At 55.5% G+C, this 14865-nt stretch carries 16 protein-coding genes and 1 tRNA gene; 3 read left to right on the forward strand and 14 right to left on the reverse strand.

All coding sequences use genetic code 11. The annotated features are described in order from the left end of the window. Positions 1-45: 45 nt before the first annotated feature. Positions 46-423, reverse strand: coding sequence for a hypothetical protein (locus tag H7849_RS23830; protein WP_186742963.1), 378 nt, complete (start codon positions 421-423; stop codon positions 46-48). Between the two features lie 805 nt (positions 424-1228). On the opposite strand from H7849_RS23830, the gene H7849_RS23840 reads away from it, so the two are divergent. Beyond that, complete coding sequence (locus H7849_RS23840) at positions 1229-1459, forward strand: hypothetical protein (RefSeq protein WP_186742965.1); 231 nt, start codon at positions 1229-1231, stop codon at positions 1457-1459. Between the two features lie 289 nt (positions 1460-1748). Here H7849_RS23840 and H7849_RS23845 read toward each other — a convergent pair whose 3' ends face one another. Beyond that, on the reverse strand, positions 1749-3089 hold the full coding sequence (locus H7849_RS23845) for a tyrosine-type recombinase/integrase (protein ID WP_186742966.1): 1341 nt from the start codon (positions 3087-3089) through the stop codon (positions 1749-1751). Between the two features lie 126 nt (positions 3090-3215). After that, a tRNA-Leu gene (locus tag H7849_RS23850) sits at positions 3216-3302 on the reverse strand. A gap of 174 nt (positions 3303-3476) precedes the next feature. On the opposite strand from H7849_RS23850, the gene H7849_RS23855 reads away from it, so the two are divergent. Further along, a complete protein-coding gene (locus tag H7849_RS23855; RefSeq protein WP_186742967.1) occupies positions 3477-3725 on the forward strand; it encodes a hypothetical protein in 249 nt (82 codons plus the stop codon). Positions 3726-3763: 38 nt separating this feature from the next. On the opposite strand, the gene H7849_RS23860 is transcribed toward H7849_RS23855, so the two are convergent. The 6 genes from H7849_RS23860 to H7849_RS23885 form a co-directional block, all read right to left on the reverse strand. Next, positions 3764-4192 (reverse strand): OsmC family protein, encoded by a 429-nt coding sequence (locus H7849_RS23860; RefSeq protein WP_186742968.1) that lies wholly within the window; start codon positions 4190-4192, stop codon positions 3764-3766. A gap of 336 nt (positions 4193-4528) precedes the next feature. Then, positions 4529-4771 (reverse strand): hypothetical protein, encoded by a 243-nt coding sequence (locus H7849_RS23865; protein ID WP_186742969.1) that lies wholly within the window; start codon positions 4769-4771, stop codon positions 4529-4531. Beyond that, positions 4740-5342: a PadR family transcriptional regulator gene (locus H7849_RS23870; protein WP_186742970.1), complete on the reverse strand. Its 603-nt coding sequence runs from the start codon at positions 5340-5342 to the stop codon at positions 4740-4742. The genes H7849_RS23865 and H7849_RS23870 overlap by 32 nt, the downstream gene beginning before the upstream one ends. A 388-nt stretch (positions 5343-5730) precedes the next feature. After that, positions 5731-6258, reverse strand: coding sequence for a hypothetical protein (locus tag H7849_RS23875; RefSeq protein WP_186742971.1), 528 nt, complete (start codon positions 6256-6258; stop codon positions 5731-5733). Positions 6259-6269: 11 nt separating this feature from the next. Continuing rightward, positions 6270-7931, reverse strand: a complete 1662-nt coding sequence (locus tag H7849_RS23880; protein WP_186742972.1) for a M28 family peptidase — start codon at positions 7929-7931, stop codon at positions 6270-6272. Between the two features lie 26 nt (positions 7932-7957). Then, on the reverse strand, positions 7958-9052 hold the full coding sequence (locus tag H7849_RS23885) for an A/G-specific adenine glycosylase (protein WP_186742973.1): 1095 nt from the start codon (positions 9050-9052) through the stop codon (positions 7958-7960). Between the two features lie 386 nt (positions 9053-9438). Here H7849_RS23885 and H7849_RS23890 point away from each other — a divergent pair, with 386 nt between their 5' ends. Continuing rightward, complete coding sequence (locus H7849_RS23890; RefSeq protein WP_186742974.1) at positions 9439-9882, forward strand: hypothetical protein; 444 nt, start codon at positions 9439-9441, stop codon at positions 9880-9882. A 273-nt stretch (positions 9883-10155) separates the two neighbouring features. On the opposite strand, the gene H7849_RS23895 is transcribed toward H7849_RS23890, so the two are convergent. From H7849_RS23895 to H7849_RS23915, 5 genes are all read right to left on the reverse strand, one after another. Then, a complete protein-coding gene (locus H7849_RS23895) occupies positions 10156-10350 on the reverse strand; it encodes a hypothetical protein (RefSeq protein ID WP_186742975.1) in 195 nt (64 codons plus the stop codon). A 148-nt stretch (positions 10351-10498) separates the two neighbouring features. Beyond that, positions 10499-10831, reverse strand: a complete 333-nt coding sequence (locus tag H7849_RS23900) for a hypothetical protein (RefSeq protein WP_186742976.1) — start codon at positions 10829-10831, stop codon at positions 10499-10501. 137 nt (positions 10832-10968) lie between these two features. After that, complete coding sequence (locus H7849_RS23905; RefSeq protein ID WP_186742977.1) at positions 10969-11223, reverse strand: hypothetical protein; 255 nt, start codon at positions 11221-11223, stop codon at positions 10969-10971. Between the two features lie 224 nt (positions 11224-11447). Then, complete coding sequence (locus tag H7849_RS23910; protein ID WP_186742978.1) at positions 11448-12233, reverse strand: 3-keto-disaccharide hydrolase; 786 nt, start codon at positions 12231-12233, stop codon at positions 11448-11450. 40 nt (positions 12234-12273) lie between these two features. After that, positions 12274-14394 carry a hypothetical protein gene (locus tag H7849_RS23915; RefSeq protein ID WP_186742979.1) on the reverse strand — a complete coding sequence of 707 codons (2121 nt, stop codon included), beginning with the start codon at positions 14392-14394 and terminating at the stop codon, positions 12274-12276. Positions 14395-14865 lie beyond the last annotated feature (471 nt).

The following is a 14865-nucleotide window of genomic DNA, read 5'->3' on the forward strand; positions in this document are numbered from 1 at the left end:
TATTTAAACTATGCGGACCAATTGAATGCAGAGTGCCTGCTGCCTTCAGCCTGGTCGCTCACCCTCGGCCTTTAATCGGTCAATCAAGGCATTCTTGACCGCAGGGTAGAAGGCCAAGAAATCCTCGACGAAATCCTCCATTACCCTCCCATTCTCCAGGTAGAGACCGGGTTCTACAGGAGCGCAGGCGCAAGGATCGATCAGCAACACCAGTTTGTCTGCCGGAGTGCTTGGTGTCAGTTCTCCTAATATTGGGAATCGAAAATACAAAGTATTCAGCCGGTCCTTGCATTGCCCATCGCCGTGACCAATCGTGATTGAGCCGGTCGCCAGAGCATCCTGAGGATCGCTCGAAATCCACCATCGTCTGCCGCCGATGCTCAATGCCTTCAGAACCTCCCGAAAAATATTAATGTTGACCACCAATCCAAGGTCACCCTATGGTTTGCGGCGTTTGATGCGAACGGCGGCTCAAGCACGCAGACGATCACCGGGAACGTAGTGGCGGGTCAGCTTCTTGGTTATACAATAGGCTACTCTCCTACGCCAGGCTCCCAGATCGGTGTAGTGCCGAACCTGTCGGTGACCGCAACGCGGCTGAGTTCATCACCGGAACCGTCACTGATTAACCAGCCTGTCACTTTAGTCGCCGTGGTGGTCGCGCCTCCCGATAATTCTGGCACCCCAACCGGTACCGTGACTTTTTTCGATGGCTTGACACCGATAGGGGTGGCTATCCTCGAAGATGGCGTCGCTACCTAACTGTTTCTTTTCAAGTGAAGGGGCAACATTCGATCGCAGCCCAATATAGTGGAGCCGAGAATTTCTCCGGAAATACTTCGACGGTGCTGACTCAGGTTGTCGAGTAGACGTTAAGGTTCCACAAAAGAGGATACGAACCAGCGCGAGAAGAAAAAGCCTTTTCTCGACCTGCCGCCTCAGCCGCAGCCGGGGCAACGGTCTCGGTTGCGGCATTTCGCACCTTCAGTCGATTCTCCTTTTGCTTCTGCGTTCAGGGAAGAGCACTTCCCCGAAATAAACTTCTGCGTGCCACCGGATATTCACCGGATCTCGCCTTCAATCCACCGAGCCATCCGCTAGTGACTCGAACTCATGCTCGCGATAGCCAGTGTATGAGCGCCGGAGTAAAAGTAGTCCACCGCCATATTCTGGTTCCACGGACATGGGAAGCTTTTGAGGGGGTGACGAAGCAGCAGGTTCGGCTGCCATGAGCAAGGTGGGTTTCTCGGGAGATGTTTGTGCCGCTGAGCCACGCATCGGGCGAAGCACAGCCGACTTCGGTGAAGCTTTGGTGGTTGTTGCCGAAGTGGAGTGTGAGGCGCATTACCTTGCTTTCGACCTGCCGCATTCCGACGATTGCTTCGTGGTGGCATTTCCTGCCGAGACCACAGAGGCTTTTTCTGGAAGGCCACAGAAATTCGGGAATGAGCGTGTTTAGCGTCGGCGGGCTATTACTTCATCGACTGCCTTCAACTGAGTCTCGAATTAGGGATCATATCGCACCATCCCCGCTTTCTGATACCCGGTATGAAAGTACATTAGGCTCAGACGGTTACAGCGGGAGCGGTGTCGCCGTCTTGATGGCGATCCGAAACGGGGTCCTGTGTTCAAATCCACCCCCCGCAATCGTCGCAGGCGTGCGTAAGGCACCGCGAAGGATTTGAGTCGTACACCGTGGTACTCAGCCTAAGTGTCATTGCTGTATTGCCTCAAACGGACGATCTCGCTTATGTCGCTGAGCCGAATGCCGCGTTGGCGGCGTTCTGAAGCACAGCCTGGGATGCTGGCGCTAAGTAACGCTGAGTCGTTGCGATGTCGCTATGTCCGGCAAGAGCCTGCACGCTCCGGAGATCAACGTACCGTAGCATCGTCGTTAGATAGGTGGAGCGGAACGTCTTGAGTTTCGCCTTGCCACATTCAATCTTCGGACCCAGACATCCGACGCAGTGACCGCAATTGAGTCCTGCGTTTCGCCAGTCTGACTTTAGGGCCTTTAATAATTTGATATCAGTCTGCCCACCGGAAGTTGGGAACACCAAATGGGATTTTGGATTCTTGTTTCTCCACGTCTTAAGCTCTGTGTAGAGCACGTCGGGAATGGGAATGTCGCGCTCTTCACTGTCCTTCGACTTCCAGCCCAACTTCGGGTTCCACGGAAAGCTACCCGCTGGTTTAAAACGGACGAGCCAGAGCCGATGCTCCCAATCAATATTCGACCAGAGGGTGTAGGCCAGTTCCTCATCCCGCAGACCGAGCATACGGAACGCCATCCATACCATACGGTGACGCTCCGAGGACACCGCATAGAGCTTCTGTAGGTCTGCTTCATTGAATGTTTCCACTGCCAATTTCGGCTTGGCCTTCAGCTTTTTATGTTGTGGGGCGCTAACTACTCCGCTGGTCTCGTCCTTGTCATCAGTGCGGCTGGGATTCAGACCACAATGCCGAAGGAAACACCGAACGTATCCGTAACGACTGGCACGTGTCGTTTTGGAATTTCCTTTAGACTCCAGGTGACGATCAAAAGCAAGTACATCGCTTTCATCCAGATCAACCGGCGTGTTTTTGTCTCGTTTGGTCACAAGCGTGACGAACTCAGTGGCCACGTAAGTATAGGCGTATATCGTGTCGGCTGATCCATAGGCGAACTTCTTTATGAAGCTGTCACGCAACGAAGTCAGCGATTCTTGAACTCGGCTCTTTCTTTTGTCGTCCGCAGGAACTGGCAAAGCCACAGGTGTAGGTGAACCGGCGGCTCGGAGAACTGCTGCGGTCACGGGGAGGGTCACTGCTTTTGCCCCTGGAGCCTTTCTGCGAAGTTCGAGCTGCAGGTTGAGCTTTGCAGTCTCAGCAGCATCGGCATCGCTTCCGACCTGCCTGTATATGAGCCGACCGTCTTCACGATAGCGCAGGACGTAAACACCCTCGGGATGATGTTCAACCTTGCCATCAATCACGGCGTTAAGTGGCTTGAATTTTCCGTTCTTAGTGACTACCGGTGCGGCGTAGATGCGCTTGCCGTCTCTCAGACGCACGCGCATTAGAAGAGCAACTTTGCTATTGGCCATGTTCGCGTATTCCCCCATAGGCAAATACCGCTGGTATCGCGCGAACCTGAAATTGTTAGCCAATTGTGTTAGCCAGCAAACTTCACTGTCACTAACGTAATGATTGCAGAAGAGTTGAAAAGCGATTGGTGCCGAAGAAGGGACTCGAACCCCCACACCCTTGCGAGTACATGGACCTGAACCATGCGCGTCTGCCAATTCCGCCACTTCGGCACGGGAAGGAAGTCCAGCGCGAACGGCTGGACGAGCAGCAATTTTTAGGTTACTTTGCGGCTAAAATTGTGTCAAACGTTGCGCATGTCCCGCCGCTCGCATCTTATCGATGCGCAGACACATGTAGCCCATGCTGTTCCAGTAATTGTTCGCCACTATGAATAGGAACTGTCTATGACCGAGCCAACGAAAGTGCAACCGATCCCATCTGCGCAGGCGCTGCATTTGCGCCAGCTCTCGCATGATCTGAGCAATGCCTTGGAAGTCATTCTCCAAACAAGTTTCCTTTTGGGCACCATAGAGTTGGACGAAAACGGCCGGCAATGGCGGCAAATGTTGGATCAGGGCGTACAGCAGGCGACAAACATCAATCGCGAACTGCGGGATTATGTTCGCTCTCAAAGTGAGAACGCCGCAGTCTAAGCTGCGGCGTCCTCGTGGCACGCTGAAGATACAGCCGGTCAGATAAGTTTGGCGTCGAGCGTGATGTCGGTGTTCCCCTGGAAGAGGCGGGAAATCGGACAACCGTTCTTGGCATTTTGTGCTGCCGTATCAAATGCCGATTCGCTCGCGCCTGGAACCTTAGCTCGTGTAGTCAAGCGAATCGCAGTGATCTTGAAGCCATCATCCGTCTTTTCAAACTTGACATTGGCCGTCGTCTCAAGCGACTCGGCCGTCAGATTTGCATTTCCCAGTTGCGCGCTCAATGCCATGGTGAAGCAGCCCGCATGGGCCGCTGCAATCAATTCTTCTGGATTAGTGCCGATACCGCTCTCAAATCGCGTACTGAAGGAATACTGCGTATCTTTCAAAACGCCGCTCTGAGATGAGATCACGCCCTTGCCGTCTTTTAGCCCACCTCTCCAAACGGCACTCGCTGTACGTTCCATGATTGCTCCTTTCACTCGAAAAAATTCGTGCTCTATGGTGTGTGTCGTAATCGCTTCGATGCAACTTCGAGCATATCAATCCATCGTGTCAGCGTCGAATGTGCGTGTTGGTTCAGCATTGCGAATGCCGCTATTTTCTTTGTTAAATTTTCGGTAGTCTTGGGGTGTGTACCTGCAGGCTCCAGATCTCGAATCGCAGAACCAAAATGAACAGCCGCAGTCTACTGCAACAGGACATCATTCTGTGTTTTGCCCGAACTGCTCAACATAGTTGACCGGACATCATTGCAAGCTGGTCTGCAATGGTTGCGGTTATTATCTCAGTTGCGCGGACTACTACTGAGACTGAAGCTCTGCGACAGTTTTGCCCGGCGTGTGCTTGCGTCGCAACTGCTCGTTCTTATTGAGAAGTTCCACGACCAGCGACTGCAGGTACAGATTTCTGGACTCAAGCTCAGTAATTCGCTCTCGCAGACTCATGCCTTCGTTTCCTTCCGAAACCTCGTGTAGAGCCTGCTGACCGCGATCGGGCGCAAACAAATCTGTATCAAATAGATTCGATTCCTTTGGCGGCAGCATCGATAATCTCCGCAATTTTGTTTACCTGCTCTTTGGTTAAATCGCCTTGCGCAAAGCGCAGCTTGAGTGCCAGTTTGAAGTTGTGCATCGCGCGCATGATCTGCGGAGAACGCCCACGGCCAAAGGCAGAACCGACCTGTGCAATTCGTGCAAAGATCGTGTCGACTAGTGTCTTGTTGGCCTTCAGTTCCTCGCGGCCTGCATCGGTGATGGTGTATAGCTTTTTTGCGCCGTCCGTGGCAGCGACCGTGGCAAAGCCCTCTTCCTCAAGCATGGTCAGGGTGGGATAGACCACACCGGGGCTGGGAGCGTATACGCCAGACAAGCGCTCGCCGATGGCTTTAATCATTTCATAGCCGTAGCTTGGCTTTTCGGCAAGAAGCTGCAAGATGACAAAGCGAAGCTCGCCGTTGTCAAAGAGCCGTCCACCCAGATCTCCGCCGTAGCGACCATGACGACCCCACATCTCACCCATTTCGCCGAAGAAGCCGTGACGGCCTCCGCGAAAGTGCTTCCCGGAACGTGGCCCGCAGCCTTCTCGTTGTTCGTATTCATCTCTATGTCCGAACATTTCTTAGTCCTTTCTTAGATTCTCTAAGATATATCTAAAGATATATCGGAATGTAGAATTTGGCAAGCTATTTTAGATATATCTTATTTGGTCAGGAAGCAACTGCTTCGAGACGATAGTACTTCTCAAAATGTATGGAGCGTTTCGATTATTGGAGAGGTTTTACCGGCGGTCTTTTCACTGGGATTGCAATTGGAGCGTGGATCTATCTGTTCCCTCGTGTAAAACCGAAAAGCACAGATTTTAATGAGATTAAGAGGGATGATTCAGATCTCCTTCTGAACCGGGAATCGCCGGAAAGTGCAGGTGACCCGTCAATGCTCACGCCTCAAATGGCAGGCGCCACACGAATCGATTTTGAGCACCCGCGCCTGTAGGAAGAGAAGGATCACCCAAGTTGTCGGCTGGATTTCAGACTTACGGTTCTCCGGGATTCTGTTTTCATGGCGCTATCGTGCTCGATTAGATTGCCGGTCAGCAGATAATAGCCATCGTCACTGTGGGTCCTTCCGGGGCCACGAACGATCGTTCCCTGAAATGAGTACCAGATGCCGTGTATCTGACGTGTGGTGAACTTCAGGTCTTGGCCAAGAAGCGAGGTTTGGTCAAAGAAGAATGTTAGTGGGGTGCCGCTGTCGCTTTCGCCATCACCCTGACGTGAGACATACCCGCTCAGCCCGCCGAACTGCATCGTGATCTGAATCAGCTCGCCGGGATGGCCAAGCATGTATTCACCGGAAGCGTCCTCAGGAATGACCGAATTGGCTCTGGCTTGCCTTACGACAATCGGGTGGTCAGTCGTGCTGGGGTCGCCACGGTGGTGCAGAGCTGGCTGCGTTGCGCTCTGCGCATTCGCGAGGGGCGGAGAAAGAAGCAGCATAACGATGACAACGGAATGCCATTTCTGCGGCTTCATTTCCCCTCCTGCTAATTTACCTTCTTGCGGGCGGCTTCGAACTCGTCGCCCGGCTGCCACCCGATTGACTGCGGCAACGACGATGCTTCCCATCCAAGAATGAACCCGAATTGCGCCATTCTGGCATCGCCTCGGAAGTCCATTTCTGCCCTGTATTCGTCCGACGGTTGATGGTAGCGGTGGGCAACGAAGTCTTCCATCTGTTGCTTGCCCCACTGCGCATCATGGCCCTCGAAGGTGGTGCCTTGGCCGATGGAGAATGATGGTATCCCCACCCGGGCTAGGCTGAAGTGGTCGGAGCGGTAGTAATGACCGGCGCCGGGGAATTGATCGGGCTCGATGGTCAGGTTGAAGGCCTTGGCTGTCTTCTCCACTTCCGGGTAGAAGGTGGTGCGCTCGGCACCGCTGATCTCAGTCGCGGTCGGGATGCCGATGGGGTTGAGCATGTCGTAGTTCAGGTCGAGCGAGATCTGCGCGGCTGGAACCGGCGGATGCATGCCGAGCCATTGTGAGCCGAGCAGTCCCTGCTCTTCAGCGGTGACGGAGGCGAAGTAGACGCTATGCGGCGGCTTGGTCTGCGCGAAGGCACGGGCCATCTCCAGCAGAATGCCGCAGCCCGTGGCGTTGTCGGCGGCACCGTTGTATATGTTATCGCCCTTCGCGTTCGGGTCGATGCCGAGATGGTCGTAGTGGGCGGAGTAGAGGACAGCTTGTCCTGACTGCTCGCCGGGTACTTCGCCGACGACGTTGGCCGAATCGTAGTGGCGAACCTTGTTCGCGATGTGCGCCTTGAAGCGTACTGGAAGCTCAATGGCGTGGAAGCCGCGCTTTCCGGCCGCGTCAATCATGGCGTCGACGGTTCCTTGTCCTGCCGCAGTCAGCAGCTTCTGAGCCGCATCATGCTGAATCCAGCTTGCTGCCTCCAGTGTTGCGGTCGGATCACCTTGGAGGTAGGACTTCTCGATCGCCTGCGAGTCGCGCACTACGTGCCATGGGTAGCTGGCCAGATCCTCGCGGTGGATGATGAGCACGCCCAGGGCGCCTTTGCGCGATGCCTCTTCGTACTTGTAGGTCCAGCGGCCGTAGTAGGTCATCGTCTTGCCCTTGAAGAAGCTGTCGTCGGTCGACGGAGGCTCGTTCACGATCACCAGCAGGACCTTGCCCTTGACGTCTACGCCTGCATAGTCGTTCCAGTGGTATTCCGGCGCGTCAATGCCGTAGCCGACGAAGACGATAGGCGCGTCGATATCGGCGGAGGCTGATCCGGTCTGATCTTTGGCTACATAGTCTACACCGTAGGTGAGCGGAATAGGCTGTCCGTTTTGCGGCACGAAGGACGCTGTCGTCTGGTCTTCAACGGTGTGGACTGCGTAGAGCGGGACCTTCTGGAAGTAGGTTCCGTCATCGCCTGCAGGCTTCAATCCTTCGAGCGCGAACTGCGTCGCGATGTATTCGGCGGCGAGTTGCGCGCCTCGCGTTCCCGGTCCGCGGCCTTCGAGCAGATCGCTGGCGAGGAAGCGGACGTGCGCGCGTATCTTCTCCGGGTCGATGCTGTCTGCGGCTTTGCGCGCAGCATCGGGCACTCCGGGAATTGCGGGGACTTGCGCGTGGCATATGGCTGCGGCGGCGGTGAGAAGGGCGACGGCGCAGGTCAGGCGGAGAGAGGGGGTCATTGATGCTCCTTGGATTCTGTAACTAACTATTCTGCTACAGAATTGTTCGGGAAGAGCAGCCCTCGCGTTGCAGCGGGCGCTTTTACGGGAAGGATGGTCGATGTGTTTCCTGGCAGCAGATGGAGTCGCTTGAGCGCCTTGCGCGCCAAGCCTGTCAGAGGCAGCTGCTGCACTTCATCAGCTTTGATCCACTTTCTTGCGTTGTGCTCGGGAAGGCTGGCTTCTTCTTCCGGCGCGAAGCGGAGGATGCTGACCTGATAGTTGGTTGTGGTGATGGAATGACGCAGGGAAAGCAGGAGGCGATTCGGATCGGCTTTGGTGGGGTCAAGATGGGGAAGTTCCCACATTCCAGCCATCAGCGAAGCGTCGTGGGGGCGCTGTTCGAGCAGAATTTCGCTGCTATTTTTGCGTTTTTTTCGCTCGATAAAGGCGAAATAGATGGCTTTTGAGCGCATTTTGGGGCGTTTTACGGTTGGGTGTTCGCCGCGCGTCCGGCAGAGCCCCTGTACGGGGCATTCGAGGCAGAGCGGATTCTTCGGCAGGCAGAGGGTCGCGCCCAGTTCCATCATGGCCTGGTTGAAGTCGCCCGGCCGGTTCTGGTCGAGCAGGGCCTGGGCGGTTTCGCGGACGGCTCGGTCCTGACTGCCGTTTGTCGCCTCCGATCCGGTCAGGCGCATGACCACGCGCTCGACGTTTCCGTCTACGGCGGCAATCGGCTCACTGAAGGCGATGCTGGCGATGGCGGCCTTGGTGTATTCGCCGATGCCGGGAAGTCTGCGCAGGAGGTCGGCGGTCTCGGGCAGCTTACCGCCCAAGTCATTCACTACGGCCTTTGCCGCTTTGTGCAGCATGCGGGCGCGGCGATAGTAGCCGAGGCCGCTCCAAACGGCCAGGACTTCCGGCTCTTCAGCCATCGCCAGCGCTGCGATGGTCGGAAAGCGTGACAGGAAGCGCGCGTAATGATCGAGAACCGCATTCACACGCGTCTGCTGGAGCATGATCTCCGAAACCCAGATTGCGTAGGGGTCGTCGGTTCGCCGCCAGGGAAGGTCGCGGGCGTGGGCATCGAACCAGTCGAGGAGCAGACGGCGAAACTGGTGAAGCTCGGCTGGGGTTTTCATGAGTTGGATTGTAGAGCCAACCTCCCCCTCCCCGAGGGCTTTCCGGTCTTCATTTATTTTCAATGAGTTAGCGGGGGATCATCCCCCGCTAAACCATTGATTTGAAAGACGGTTAAGGTGTTTCTAGTGTTTTCAATCACTTAGCGGGGGGTGCTGCCGAAATCCCGATTGGAAAGATTTTCAGTCATCGGCCTGAGCCACAAATGCTTCTTTTTTCTGTCCCTTATATTTAGGATAGCAATTCCAGACAGAAAACACGCCAATTTATCGCCAGTTTATAGCGCATGTTTTCAATGATTTACGGAAATTTTTGGTGTTGAGGGTCTTGACAAGCTCTTGTAGGCTATGTGGGATCTGGCAACCGCAGATCCTTCGTGTTGGTACTTATGCAAAATATAAAAGACGCACTCCTAGAGCATCGAGCCGACATCCTGAAGCAGCTTGTCGAACTCGCTGCCGAAGGAGGTAAGGGCGCTGAAGACAGGCGCACGAGAGCACATGCCCTCGTGTTGGATCTTGGCAATACCGACAAGGCATTGTCGACGCTAAGTCAGAACGGCAAGTACCTGGATACCAAGAATGCGATTGATGCCATTGTCCAGTTTCTGCAGGATCTTGATCGGCCGGCAACGGCCGCTGAAATTACTGACGGAGTAATTCGCGGTGGATTCCGTGGTGGGAAAGAGGGTGCTGACGCGAGGGCGAACATCGGACGAAGTCTGATAATGTTCACCGACGGTCGCGGAAAAACCAAGTGCTACATAAAAAAGATAGGGACCCTTTACGGGCATGCCGAGTGGGAAGACGGCCGCTTCAAATCCCCGCGCTAGCTCGAGCAATTTCCCTTCCCCTGGAAAGCATACCGGCCGAACCAATGTGAAGTTGACTACTCTTTCCGGTGAAAACCAACCTTCCCATGCACTCAACAGGATATCAGCCACTCGATGGCTGATTCTTTTGGACAACCCCTTCCTGGTTAGCGGTTCTGAACGGGCCCCGGCATAATGAAGATACCGCCCTCACATCGGTGGGTCGGCTGCGAGTGGCCAGCAGGAAAGACTTGGAATTTGCCCAGATCCGACATGCTGTGGCGATCCAAGTTCTTATTTCCTGACTGCGGCGAGAATTTCCTTCTGATTCGCGAGAATTTCCTTCTGACTGCTGAGAATGTCCTTCTGGTTGGAAACGATCTCTTCGAGCGCCTTCTGATTGTGCTTGATCGTCTTCTGGTTCTCGATAATTTCTTTCTGATTTTCCAGAATGTTCTTCTGATTGTTGAGAATCTCGCTCTCGGACATAAGTTCTCCTGTGTTTGGATTGGCTTTGACTGATGATTTGTCCCGGTTCAGACGACATCGTAACGCGCCCGGGATTATTTGCGGATCATCCTTCGTGTTGAATTCGATCTACAACCACCGGACGTGTTTGATTCGCTCGTTCGGGCTTCTACCAGATGTTGCCTTGGCTCTGAATCACCGAATTGGCCAGAACCGTGTCTGCCTGGACGACACCGCTGAACTGCGTCATGGCCGCATTGATGGTTACTTCCCCCGCTGAGATCTGAATCTGCGACGCACTGATGTTGAGCGTGGCTGAGGATGTGATGGTGATTCCAGCCGCGTTGAAGCGAATCACGTTTCCGTTCGTGTCCTGAATCAGCACGGATGCAGGGGCGTTTTGCAGCGTGATCTGCTGACCGGAGGATGTTTCGATGACCAACACCTCCTGGCCGTTGACGATGGAGCGGCGGCAGCAAGGAAAAGTCGCGTGGGTGGCCATGTTTCGATGCTCCTGAGAAGGGACGTTAGGTGCCACCGAGGGATTGGTCAAACAAAAGGCAAGACTATCTCGCAGCCGCGATTGGCCGGAACATCCGCGACGATCTGTTTCTGAAGAGATGAAGCGAAGCAGAAGAGTCAGCCAGTCTTGCGTGTGCTGCCGTCGCTCGATGCGACGATGACCCCAAAGCGTTCCAGCCGCGTTCTGAGGGTGTCGAGCTGCTGGTCGACGTCCGATCTCTCCGTGGATGAGAGCGGCGCGGCCGGCAGGGCTGCGATCACCGTGCGGTAGCTTTTCAGCGCATCCGTGCAGAGACTCCCGCGGCGTTCGGCTTCAACGGTATGGCTGGCTATGTCTAGGAAGGAACTGGCCAGCTTAAGTTCGAGTAACATGGATTGTTTTCCCAACTGCCGGGACTGATCGAGCCATCTTTGAATATAGTTTCCCCGGTTGAACATAACTTCGCGTTTTGATGCGTGAAATCACGCAGAAGAAGCCTCGCGAGAGGATCAAATTTTCTGCCATCTCGCGCCATTGCCGTTTTGTTTTTCGAAGCTCTTCTGCTGATCGTCAATTTGGGGCGGCTGGGTTTCAACCGCCCAAATGATACGCTGCGTTAGTTGAGCTCTCTGATCCAGATGTTGCGATAGCTGATGGGCTCGCTCTTGTCGCCGTGCGCCTGCAGCTTGATCGGGGCGGTGTCGTATTTTTTGTAGAACGGCTGGCCGATGTAGAGTGTTTGCCCCTTCAACTGGAAGTGATTCTGCACCAGCACGCCGTTGAAGAAGACGGTGACGTAGGCTGGCGTTTTCAGCGTGCCATCGTCGTTGAAGGTGGGCGCGGTCCAGACTACGTCGTAGCTCTGCCATTCACCGGGCTTGCGATTCGGATTGACGAGCGGAGCGCTTTGTTTGTAGATGCTGCCGGCCTGTCCGTTGACGTAGGTCTTGTTGTTGTAGGAGTCGAGGACCTGCAGTTCGTATCCAGCATCGCCGGGACCGGTGGAAGCGAGAAAGACGCCGCTGTTGCCGCGTGCCTGATCGCTGCCGGTGATGTTCTCGGGGATTCTCCACTCAATGTGGAGCTGGTAGTTCTTGAACGACCGTTTGGTTTCGATGTTGCCGGCGGTTTTGCTCACGACGAGAATGCCGTCGGAGACGGTCCATTTGGCCGGTGAGTGATCCTGCGCTGAAACCCACTCGTCGAGATTTTTGCCATCGAAAAGGACGATGGCGTCAGAGGGCGGCGCTTCGTTGGTGGCGCCCGGTGTTACGACTTTGGGCACAGGTTCCCAGACTTCCGTGTCCTGAGGCTTGGGTTTCGCGGCTTCCTGCGCGGGCAGAAGCGAGACAACGGAACCAAGAACGGCGAAGGCGACGAGTTGCGAGATGTGGATGCGCATAAATCCTCTTGAGGATACACCTTGTTGCGCGCGGGTTGAGTCAGCTGGGGGAATTGGTTGCGGCGGAGGTGTCTTCGGCTGGTTCTTCGACGAGGATAGGTGCGGTCGTCTCCGCTGATGGCACGGGGGCGTCCGGCTTTGGTTCGACAGGAAAAAGAAATCGTAACGGTGAGTGCACGATTTGTCCGAGGGCATAGCGGAGGATTCTAACGTGCTCCTCGTAGGGTACATCGTAGGCACGCAGCGCGACGAAAGATGCGATGCCGAAGCTGACGCCGAGATTGAGCACGAACATGACGGCGACGCCGAGGATCGCGGTATAGAGCCATATATGAGTAAATGCCGATGCGCCGAAATGGGCGGCGGCGAAGGCGAACATGCCGGTGTTCAGCGTGACGTGGCGGATGTCGAGAGGCAGGCCGAAGAATTCTGCGATGACAGGAGTGAAACCCATGAGGTAGCCGAGCGAGATGCTGGTGCTCCAGGCTGCAATGTTGTGATCGTACCAGTCGGCAATCTTCTGCATTCTGTCGTAGCCGATTCTGCGGCCTAACGGGTGCTGCGCAATCGAGTCGGGAATGCGGTGGTAGACGGCGAAGTTTTCGCACCATCCTCCGATGAGGCCGGCGAGCCAGAGCAGAATGCCGGTGAGTACCGCGTCGATTGCGGTGAGAGAGGCCAGGGGCGCCAGCGACCGGTAGACGCGCTCGGCTTGAGGAGCCGGCACGAATGACGTGTGATAGGTAGCGAGCCAGATCTGATTGACGAGCACGGCTCCGGAGCACACGGCGACAATGTTGCCAAGGGCTGCTGCGAGTTGCGTGCGGCTGATCGAGGCGCTGAAGCTGGTGATCTTATCACGGCGGGAATCGCCGCGGTTGCGACGGATGATGTCGGCCAGTGTTGCGGCGGTCATCGAAGGCTGCTTGGTGGCGAGTGCGAGGCCAAAGATCTGAAGCAGCAGGAAGCTGATGGCGTAATTGGTTCCTACGAGAATGGCTTCGATGAACGGCGGCCAGTGGCGGCCTATGATGCGAAGCTTGATGGCGGCGGTGAAGACGGTGAGGATTCCGCCACCGATGGCCGCGCCCCACATGTGCCAATATTCGCGGCGGCTGTGGGCGATGTAGTGTTCGCCGCCGTGGCCGGTGCGCTCGACGGTTTTGCGCGCCAGCAGATTGAAGTTCTTACGAACGAGCGAGCCGACGCGGATGTCTTCAAGCACGCCCCGAACGAGCGTGTCGAGCAGCAAGCGCGCAGCGACCGACGGCTTGCGCGTGTGCTCGACTAATGTGGCGGCGAGCATTTCCATGCGATCGAGCGTGGCATCCATGGCGCTGAGATCGAAGACCAGCGCAGTGCTTACACCGGCGTCTTCCATGTTGATGCGCACAAGCGCAAGTTCTCCGCGGCAGGCGTAGACGGCCTGAAGCCAGCGTTCCATGCGGTCGGCTGGTGACACGGAGCCTTCAAACTCAATGAACTTCTCGGTGGCAAATACGAAGGCATAGAACGGAGAGTGCTCCACGGACTCGCTGGAGCTTCGATCACGGACGGCGACGCTGGTGCCACGCGCAGAAACGCGCGCGGCCAGCAAGCGCAGCGCCTGATGCATATCCTTGCGCAGTTGCGGAAAGGTATGGAGGCCTTGCGGGTCCCAAAGGATCGCAGCGAGGCGTGTGAAAAGCTCGGCGCCCATATCCAGAAAGCGCTGAACCGAGCGCGGAGAATCAAAAATGGATGCGAAGAGACGGGAAGCGTCGGCGTCTTCGCGCGGCGAAGGAAGCAGCCGCTGAAAGAAGCGCCGTGTGATCTCCGGGATCAGTGCATGTTGGGCGGGAAGTCCGGATTCTGCGAAAAGCGAAACGGAATGGAGTGAACCGAGCATCGAGCGCCATGCCTGCTGAAAGCTCGAACAGAGGTCGCGATCCTGTTCGAGCATGCTAATCCAAAAGATCAACGTGGTCTGAAGGTTACGATTTGAACTTTCCTGCCAGATTGCGGAAAACAATTCGATGAAGCTGGCTGTTTGGTCGCCGAATGTGGGTGCAGCGCAGAAGGATCCCGTGTAGTTGCGCAGGGATGTTTCTGTTCGCGGGGATACAGGTCTCCCGCCGTCCGCGTTCTGCGATGGATTTCGAGCCTGAGGAGATAAGGCCATCTATGCGAACGATGATAGCGTCATTCGGAGGATGGGAGGTTGAGATATTGCGGGAAACCTCTGATCCTGAAATTGCGACATCGAGAGGGGGCACTATTACACCTGGACGACAGTTCGATTGACCGCGTCAATACCTGCATGCTATTCACGAAATCCCGTATATCGGTTAGATATTTGGGAAGCTTGTGCGATGACTCAGCGTCGAGGATTAGTCCGCTTAGGGAATTGTGGCGTGGGCATTCATGCATGATAGTTGTCCGCCAAGAGACAAAGCTACTAAACGAACAGACCGATAGATACTTCTTGCAAGGCATTGCATCTTTCCAGCACGACGACTGTGGTTCTACCTTTTGCACGCTCGCTGTTTCAGCAAATATCGCCGCTTGCGTTTGCCACTCTAAGACACTGAGGTGAAGCCGTGAAATGTGGCGATGCATCTACACTTTCTATTTTCTACGTCCCCAGATCGTG

Source organism: Alloacidobacterium dinghuense, assembly GCF_014274465.1.
Taxonomy (GTDB): domain Bacteria; phylum Acidobacteriota; class Terriglobia; order Terriglobales; family Acidobacteriaceae; genus Alloacidobacterium; species Alloacidobacterium dinghuense.

Bases quoted from the DNA above. Each gene is read 5' to 3' on its own strand.
- H7849_RS23855 (WP_186742967.1), top strand. From the start codon at position 3,477: ATGACCGAGCCAACGAAAGTGCAACCGATCCCATCTGCGCAGGCGCTG.
- H7849_RS23865 (WP_186742969.1), bottom strand. From the start codon at position 4,771: ATGCTGCCGCCAAAGGAATCGAATCTATTTGATACAGATTTGTTTGCG.
- H7849_RS23905 (WP_186742977.1), bottom strand. From the start codon at position 11,223: ATGTTACTCGAACTTAAGCTGGCCAGTTCCTTCCTAGACATAGCCAGC.
- H7849_RS23860 (WP_186742968.1), bottom strand. From the start codon at position 4,192: ATGGAACGTACAGCGAGTGCCGTTTGGAGAGGTGGGCTAAAAGACGGC.
- H7849_RS23915 (WP_186742979.1), bottom strand. From the start codon at position 14,394: ATGGCCTTATCTCCTCAGGCTCGAAATCCATCGCAGAACGCGGACGGC.
- H7849_RS23890 (WP_186742974.1), top strand. From the start codon at position 9,439: ATGCAAAATATAAAAGACGCACTCCTAGAGCATCGAGCCGACATCCTG.
- H7849_RS23895 (WP_186742975.1), bottom strand. From the start codon at position 10,350: ATGTCCGAGAGCGAGATTCTCAACAATCAGAAGAACATTCTGGAAAAT.
- H7849_RS23875 (WP_186742971.1), bottom strand. From the start codon at position 6,258: ATGAAGCCGCAGAAATGGCATTCCGTTGTCATCGTTATGCTGCTTCTT.
- H7849_RS23880 (WP_186742972.1), bottom strand. From the start codon at position 7,931: ATGACCCCCTCTCTCCGCCTGACCTGCGCCGTCGCCCTTCTCACCGCC.
- H7849_RS23870 (WP_186742970.1), bottom strand. From the start codon at position 5,342: ATGTTCGGACATAGAGATGAATACGAACAACGAGAAGGCTGCGGGCCA.
- H7849_RS23900 (WP_186742976.1), bottom strand. From the start codon at position 10,831: ATGGCCACCCACGCGACTTTTCCTTGCTGCCGCCGCTCCATCGTCAAC.
- H7849_RS23885 (WP_186742973.1), bottom strand. From the start codon at position 9,052: ATGAAAACCCCAGCCGAGCTTCACCAGTTTCGCCGTCTGCTCCTCGAC.
- H7849_RS23840 (WP_186742965.1), top strand. From the start codon at position 1,229: ATGAGCAAGGTGGGTTTCTCGGGAGATGTTTGTGCCGCTGAGCCACGC.
- H7849_RS23845 (WP_186742966.1), bottom strand. From the start codon at position 3,089: ATGGCCAATAGCAAAGTTGCTCTTCTAATGCGCGTGCGTCTGAGAGAC.
- H7849_RS23910 (WP_186742978.1), bottom strand. From the start codon at position 12,233: ATGCGCATCCACATCTCGCAACTCGTCGCCTTCGCCGTTCTTGGTTCC.